Source organism: Klenkia sp. PcliD-1-E, assembly GCF_024124375.1.
Classification (GTDB): Bacteria; Actinomycetota; Actinomycetes; order Mycobacteriales; family Geodermatophilaceae; genus Klenkia.
In genome coordinates, this window is the sequence record NZ_JAMXRZ010000192.1 from 1 (window position 1) to 4,679 (window position 4,679).

A 4,679-nucleotide genomic window follows, 5' to 3' on the forward strand; every position below is an offset into this window, starting at 1 on the left:
GGGGGCTGCCCGGCGGGCGCCGGCGGCCGGTGGGCGGCCTCGCCGAACCCGGTGGTGACGCCGGGCCCGGCGGGGGTGGTGACGTCGGACCAGGTCACGCCGTTCCACCAGCGGACCATCCCGGGCGCGCCGTCCGGGTCGGGGTAGTAGCCGGCGGGGGCCGGTCCGGGGCTCACAGGTCCTCCCGGTCGGCGTTGTCCCGCCACCAGGAGAGCAGGTCGGACAGCCCCTGCTGCCCGCCCCGGCCGAGGACCGAGGCGTAGCCGGACCGGTCGTCCCAGGTCCAGGTGAGCCGCGGGGACCCGTCGGCGTCCACCGAGCAGGACAGCCGGCCGACCTGCTGGTCGTCGAAGGTGGTCAACCGCACCCAGCCCTGGTCACCGTCCAGGCTGGAGCAGTCGCTGACCGCGTCGCCGATCTGGGTCAGCCCGTCCTGGGCGACCAGGTCGCCGAAGACCGACGCCGCCGCGTCCGGGGAGCCGTAGAGGGTGAAGGACTGGCTGCTGGGACCGTCGGAGGAGGGGCTGACGCCGCAGTCCAGCCCGACCAGTGCGTCCTCGCCCGGGTCGGTGCGCGTGCAGGACGCGGGGTCGACGTCGCGGGGCAGGTCGACGGCGAGCAGCGCCTGCCGGGCGTCGGCGAGGTCCGCCCGGGCCTGGCCGCCCCGGACCGTGGCGATCGCCGCCCAGGTGCCGAGGCCGACCGCGAGGACGGCGAGCACCGCGGCCCCGACCTGCAGGCCTCGCCGGCGGGGCGGGCCCGGGTCCGGTCGGGGCGCCCACGGCGGGGCGCCGGGGAAGGCCGGTGGCTGCACACTGGTGGCTGCGGGGGCCGGTCCGAGCGCGGTGACCGGCCGGCCGTCCTCGTGCCCGCCGCCCACGACCGTCGGGGCGGTGCCGTGGGGACCGGGGTGCCGTTCGGCGGGCCGGGGGACCTCGATGCCGCTGACCCCGAGGGCGGCTCGGGCGGCGGCCGCCATGCCGCCCGCCGACGTCCAGCGCTGCGCGGGGTCCTTGGCCAGCCCGCGCAGCACGACGCCGTCCAGGATCTGCGGCAGTCCGGGGCGTAGCTGGCTGGGTGGCGGCGGCGCGGCGTTCACGTGGGAGTACATCTGGCTGACCGCGTCGCCGGGCGGGAAGGGCCGGCGGCCGGTGAGCGCCTCGAACAGCACGCACGCCAGCGAGTACACGTCGGTGGCCGCGGACAGCTCCCGACCGTGGAACCGTTCGGGGGCCATGTACTCGGTGCTGCCGATGGTCAGCCCGGTGCCGGTCAGCGAGGGCCCGGTCTGCTCCCCCACCGGCCGGGCGATGCCGAAGTCGACGAGGTAGACGAAGTCGTCCCCGGGCTGGGAGCCGGCGAGGTCCCCGCCGTCGGCCCGGGCGACCAGCAGCACGTTGGACGGCTTGACGTCGCGGTGCACCAGGCCGTCGGCGTGCGCGGCGTCCAGGGCGCGGGCGACCTGGCCGACCACGTCGACCGCGCGGGCGGCGTCCAGCGTTCCGGTGCGGCGCAGCAGCGTCGCCAGGTCCTCGCCCTCGACCAACCGCATGTCCAGGAACAGCCGGCCGTCGATCTCGCCGTAGCGGTGGATGGGCACCACGTGCGGCTCGCGCAGCCGGGCCACGACCTTGGCCTCGCGGCGGAAGCGTTCGCGGTAGGACTCGTCGCCGGCCCACTGCGGGTGCAGGACCTTCAGCGCGACCTCGCGCTCGTGCTCGGCGTCCAGGGCCCGCACCACCTCGCCCATGCCGCCCCGGCCCAGCACCCCGAGCACCCGGTAGGGGCCGAAGGTGTCACCCGCGTCCACGCCGGCCCCTCAGCGGGCGAACGGCACGGCGGCCAGCTCGCGCCACAGGTGCGCAGCCGCTTCGGCGCCGCGGTGCAGCATCGGCAGCAGCACCCGCTCGTTGGGGGCGTGGATGCGGTCGGTGGGCAACCCGACGCCGAGGAACAGCAGCGGGGCGCCGAGGACGTCGACCAGGTCGGCCTCGGGGCCGCTGCCGCCCTCGCGGGTGAACAGCACGTCGTCGGCGGCGCGGTCGAAGGCCTGCCCGATGGAGGTCAGCAGCGCGGCCATCGCCGGGTGGTCCAGGTCGCTGGCGCAGGGGCTCACGCCGCCCGGCGGCACGTGCACGTCGGCCTCGATGCCCTCGGGGACGTTCGCCTCGACCCAGGCGCGGACCTGGTCGGCGAGGTCGGCGGGGACCTGGTCGGCGACCAGCCGGAAGGTCACCTTGGCGTGCGCCTCGGCCGGGACGATGGTCTTGTGCCCCGGGCCGGTGTAGCCGCCCCACATGCCGTTGACCTCGGCGGTGGGCCGGGCGCCGATCCGCTCCAGGGTGCTGTAGCCGGCCTCGCCGGCGGCGGTGCGCGAGGCGGCCGGGCCGGCCAGCCAGGCGGCCTCGTCGAAGGGCACCCGGCCCATCAGCTCGCGCTCGCGGTCGGTGAGCGGCCGGACCTTGTCGTAGAAGCCGGGCAGCGTGACCCGGCCCTGGTCGTCGTGCAGCGCGGCGAGCAGGGCGGCCATCGCGTGCAGCGGGTTGGGCACCGCGCCGCCGAAGGAGCCCGAGTGCAGGTCCACACCGGGACCGCGGAGGGTGATCTCGGCGTCGGCCAGGCCGCGCATCGCGGTGACCGCGCTGGGCACGTCGGGGGCGGCCATGCCGGTGTCGCTGACCACCACCACGTCGCAGGCCAGCCGGTCACGGCGTTCCTCGAGCAGGGCGCGGAAGTGCGGCGAGCCGGACTCCTCCTCGCCCTCGACCAGCAGCTTGACCGTCACCGCGGGGGTGTCGCGGCCGGTGGCGGCCAGGTGGGCGCGCATGCCGAGCAGGTGGAAGGCGACGTTGCCCTTGTCGTCGATGGCGCCGCGGGCGTGCAGCTCCGGCCCGCGGTCGGTGTCGACGACGGTGGGCTCGAAGGGCGGGTGCGTCCAGGCGTCCTCGGGCGTCACCGGCTGCACGTCGTGGTGGCCGTAGACCAGGGCGACCGGCGCACCGGCCTCGGCGGATGGCCACTCGGCGTAGACCGCGGGTGCGCCGGCGGTGGGCCACACCTCGACGACGGGGAACCCCACCCCGCGCAGCGCGCCGGCAAGCCACTCGGCGCTGGCCGCGACGTCGGGGGCGTGCGCCGGGTCGGCCGAGATCGACGGGATGCGCAGCCAGGCGTCCAGGTCGGCGTGCAGGTCGTCGAGGTGGCCGGTGACGAAGTCGCGTTCGGGGTTGTTGCTCACGCTGGTGCTCACACCGGCGACCGTAACGCGCCCGCCGGGCGGGCCCGGGCTACGTTCGCGGGCATGAGCGCGGGCCTGCTGCAGGTGGACGTCGGCGACCTGGTCTTCGACGTGCGGACCGACGGACCCGAGGACGGCCGTCCCGTGCTGCTCCTGCACGGGTTCCCGGAGACGTCGCTGTCCTGGTCGGCGGTCACGCCGCTGCTGGCCGAGGCCGGCCTGCGCACCTACGCCCCCGACCAGCTGGGCTACTCCCCCGGCGCCCGGCCCGGCGAGACCGACGCCTACGCGCTGCCGGCGCTGGCCGCGGTGACCGCCGACCTGATGACCGCCCTGGACCTGGCCACCGCTGACGTCGTCGGGCACGACTGGGGTGCGAACGTGGCCTGGGCGCTGGCCGGCTGGCACCCCGACCGGGTGCGCACGCTGACCGCGGTCTCGGTGCCGCACCCGACCGCCTACACGCTGGCCTACCGCGCCGACCCGGAGCAGAAGGAGCGCTCGGCCTACATCAAGCTGTTCTGGCAGCGGGACAAGGCCGAGCGGGTGCTGCTGGAGGACGACGCCCGGCGGCTGCGCCGCATCCTGGGCGACGTCCCGGCCGAGGCGGTCGAGGAGTACGTGGCCCACCTGTCCGCACCGGGCGCCCTGACCGCGGCGCTGGACTGGTACCGCGCGATGAGCTCCTCGACACCGGTGGACCCGGTCGACGTGCCGACCACCTACGTGTGGAGCGACCAGGACATGGCCGTCGGCCGCACCGCCGCGGAGGCCTGCGCGGACCAGGTGACCGGGGACTACCGGTTCGTGGAGCTGGCCGGCGTCTCGCACTGGATCCCCGAGACCGCGCCGCGCGAGCTCGCCGCCGCGGTGCTCGACCGGGTGGCGGCGGGCTGAGCCCGCCCCGGCGCCCGTCTCATGCACCGCTCACCAGCGCCACCAGCCCGGCCTCGTCGAGCAGGTCGACCGGGCGCAGGGTGACCCCCGCCAGCACGTGGTGGAAGCCGGCGCTGACCTGCTCCACCGGGACGCCGACCAGGCGGGACCAGCCCAGCCGGTAGGCGGCCAGCTGCACCCCGGCCGCGGCCAGCTCGGCCGGCCCCGGGACCGGCCCGGTCTTCCAGTCGACGACCTCGTACCCCCCGGCGCCGTCGGCGTAGACGGCGTCGATGCGGCCGCGCAGGGTCAGCGGGCCCAGCGGTGTCTCGAACGGCGCCTCCACGTCGACCGGCTGCCGCTGCGCCCACGGGCTGGCCAGGAACGCCTCCTGGAGCGCGGCCAGCGCCTCGTCGGGTGCCGCGGTCGCGTCCCCGGAGCCGGGGAGCTCGTCGAGGTCGATCAGGCGGGAGGTGCCGAAGCGCTGCTCCAGCCACAGGTGGAAGGCCGTGCCGCGACGGGCCAGCGGCGCGGGCGCGGCGGGCAGCGGACGGCGCAGCCGCCG

General features: G+C 76.6%; 5 protein-coding genes. 1 reads left to right on the forward strand and 4 read right to left on the reverse strand.

Translation table 11 applies throughout. The annotated features are described in order from the left end of the window. From NH342_RS23780 to NH342_RS22020, 3 genes are all read right to left on the reverse strand, one after another. The coding region (locus tag NH342_RS23780) for a DUF2510 domain-containing protein (RefSeq protein ID WP_308200728.1) at positions 1–206 on the reverse strand (206 nt) is incomplete at its 3' end. Continuing rightward, a complete protein-coding gene (locus tag NH342_RS22015; protein ID WP_253018335.1) occupies positions 173–1,810 on the reverse strand; it encodes a serine/threonine-protein kinase in 1,638 nt (545 codons plus the stop codon). The genes NH342_RS22015 and NH342_RS23780, both read right to left, overlap by 34 nt. Before the next feature lie 9 nt (positions 1,811–1,819). Then, a complete protein-coding gene (locus NH342_RS22020) occupies positions 1,820–3,250 on the reverse strand; it encodes a M20/M25/M40 family metallo-hydrolase (protein WP_253018337.1) in 1,431 nt (476 codons plus the stop codon). Between the two features lie 51 nt (positions 3,251–3,301). On the opposite strand from NH342_RS22020, the gene NH342_RS22025 reads away from it, so the two are divergent. Continuing rightward, entirely contained in the window at positions 3,302–4,135 is an 834-nt protein-coding gene (locus NH342_RS22025; RefSeq protein WP_253018339.1) for an alpha/beta fold hydrolase, read from the forward strand. Between the two features lie 19 nt (positions 4,136–4,154). Here the strand turns inward: NH342_RS22025 and NH342_RS22030 are convergent. Continuing rightward, a partial coding sequence (locus NH342_RS22030) for a PD-(D/E)XK nuclease family protein (protein WP_253018341.1) occupies positions 4,155–4,679 on the reverse strand: 525 nt, incomplete at its 5' end.